This is a genomic window from Maribacter sp. 4G9, assembly GCF_002742265.1.
Classification (GTDB): domain Bacteria; phylum Bacteroidota; class Bacteroidia; order Flavobacteriales; family Flavobacteriaceae; genus Maribacter.
Genome location: NZ_MDGL01000104.1, coordinates 1 through 2,255, shown reverse-complemented (window position 1 = coordinate 2,255; position 2,255 = coordinate 1). Strand labels below are relative to the sequence as shown.

The 2,255-nt window shown below is 37.0% G+C and carries 3 protein-coding genes; all 3 read left to right on the top strand.

What is annotated here, in order from left to right; genetic code table 11:
* On the top strand, positions 1-191 hold a 191-nt coding region (locus BFP75_RS22115; protein WP_206073543.1), incomplete at its 5' end, for a hypothetical protein.
* Positions 192-371: 180 nt separating this feature from the next.
* A complete protein-coding gene (xerA, locus tag BFP75_RS10885; protein WP_099545431.1) occupies positions 372-1,499 on the top strand; it encodes a site-specific tyrosine recombinase/integron integrase in 1,128 nt (375 codons plus the stop codon).
* A gap of 75 nt (positions 1,500-1,574) precedes the next feature.
* Positions 1,575-2,093, top strand: coding sequence for a hypothetical protein (locus tag BFP75_RS10880; RefSeq protein ID WP_099545430.1), 519 nt, complete (start codon positions 1,575-1,577; stop codon positions 2,091-2,093).
* The last annotated feature ends 162 nt before the right edge of the window (positions 2,094-2,255 follow it).

The following is a 2,255-nucleotide window of genomic DNA, read 5'->3' as shown; positions in this document are numbered from 1 at the left end:
TTGTTTTTAAGCGACAAGGTAATTGTTACTTGATCTTTCAAAGTGGCACAGATCGAACCGATATCACTGGCACAAAACGAACCGAAACGGATCGGGCCGATGGCCAAAAGTGGCACAGATCAAACCGAAATGCCTGGCACTATAACTCCGAAATGGATGGCACAAAACGAACCGAAGTATCCAACTGGTAGGCACTCTTGCAGTGTAGGTTGCAATATTTCTTATCCGTCCTACCGGTAAGTTGCTTTTTACAGTACAGACATTCATGCTGTAATCTCATTTCCATAAACTTAACTGAATTCCTATGCGAACATTATTCGCTTAAGGTACGACTAAATCATTTTCTTTACTGATATTGCAAAAAAAATATCATGTTCAAAGGGAGAAGTATTACACTGAGGCATTTATTGATCGATGGCAGAAAGCATATAGGACTCCAGTTCAAATCGGATAAAGTGGTCCAGGCGCTTGTAGAGAAATTACCTGGCGTAAGCTGGAACAAGGAATATGGTATGTTCCATATCCAGAACAACAAGAACAATATCGGGGTCCTTTTCAATACATTCCGTGGAGAGGTCTGGATCAACGGAAACTATTTTTTCGAAAATAGTATCGGGCTCAATCAGGAAAAACCCAATAACATTTCGTGGTATAGGACCAGGGATTTGAAAAAAGACTTCAAAAGATGCCCGGACGAATATCTGGACAAATTGGAATTAAGGAAATATTCGGAAAATACTGTAAAGACTTATGTGCATCATTTTGAGACTTTTATCAATCATTATCCTAATTTAAGGCCCGATGCCATTACCGAAAAGGAAATAAGGGACTATCTACAGAAGCTTTCTAGGGAAGGGCGCTCCAGTTCTTATCTGAACCAGGCAGTGAACAGCATAAAGTTCTATTACGAGGTGGTCAAGGGAATGCCCAACCGATTCTATGAGATAGAGCGGCCGATCCAACAGAAACAGTTGCCCAAAGTGCTCTCCAAAAGTGAAATTCTAAGTTTAATAAAGAACACCAATAATCTAAAGCATCGCTGTATCGTTTCCCTTCTGTATTCTGCCGGTCTTCGCAGAAGTGAGCTGTTGAACCTCAAATTGGAAGATATTGACAGTCAGCGGATGCTTATCACCATAAAGGCCGCCAAGGGCAACAAGGATAGGATGACGGTTTTAAGTCCCACCCTATTGGAGCTCTTACGCAACTATTTAAAGGAATATAGGCCAAAGAACTATCTTTTTGAAGGACCCGGACAGAAGCGCTACACAGCGTCCAGCGTGTTAAAACTTATCGCTATGGCCGCTAAAAAAGCGGGCATTTATAAAAAAGTGACGCCCCATATGCTTAGGCATAGCTTTGCTACCCACCTCTTGGAAGATGGTACCGACATAAGGCACATTCAATTGTTATTAGGTCATAGTTCGACCAAAACAACCGAAATTTACACCCATGTAGCCGAAACATCCTTTAATAGCATAAAAGATCTCTTATCTTAGTTCCACATATAGAAGATATATAGATCATATGATCTATATCCCTACGTTGCCAACCATTTGAACTCACTCAAGCGCATGAACGAAATCATAAACGGAAAAAATTTAGATTCTATTTTAGAATATTGTTTAGAGATATATAAAACCGATAATGGATATATTTTTTCACACGACCTTAAATCTAAACTATTTCCTGATTTAACTTTAGATGAAGTTGAGTTATTATATGAGTATTTAAACGATTTTCGCCCTAAAGTACTTGATGTTGAAATTGAAGGAAATCCTTGTTTAGTAAAAAACGGAATTACAGAAAGGTTTTTTAAAAACGGTGGATTTACGAAAATTGAATCGGAATTAAACTCGGAATCAGACCTATCAAAAACAAAAGAAAATTTAGACTTGGAAATTAAACATTTACAGAAGGACAAATTTGTGTACGAACAAAAAATAAGAGTACAAAATGACCGAATTAGAAATCTGACAGAAGACCTTAAGTTTATAAGTCTTATCCAAAAATATTGGTGGTTTATTGGTGCTTGCATAGGACTTGGATGGCTTTTAGGAGAAATTCTGGGAAAAATAGGGCTGACATCATAAAGATATAACCAATCCAAGCAAAACATAAACGACAATAATTGTTTATTTTAATTAACATTTTGTTATCGTAAACTGACATAGTATTTGAATTTATAAATTAATAATCTGACTAATAATTATGGGACAAGACAAAATACCGATGAGTAAAAAAAGGATTAAATT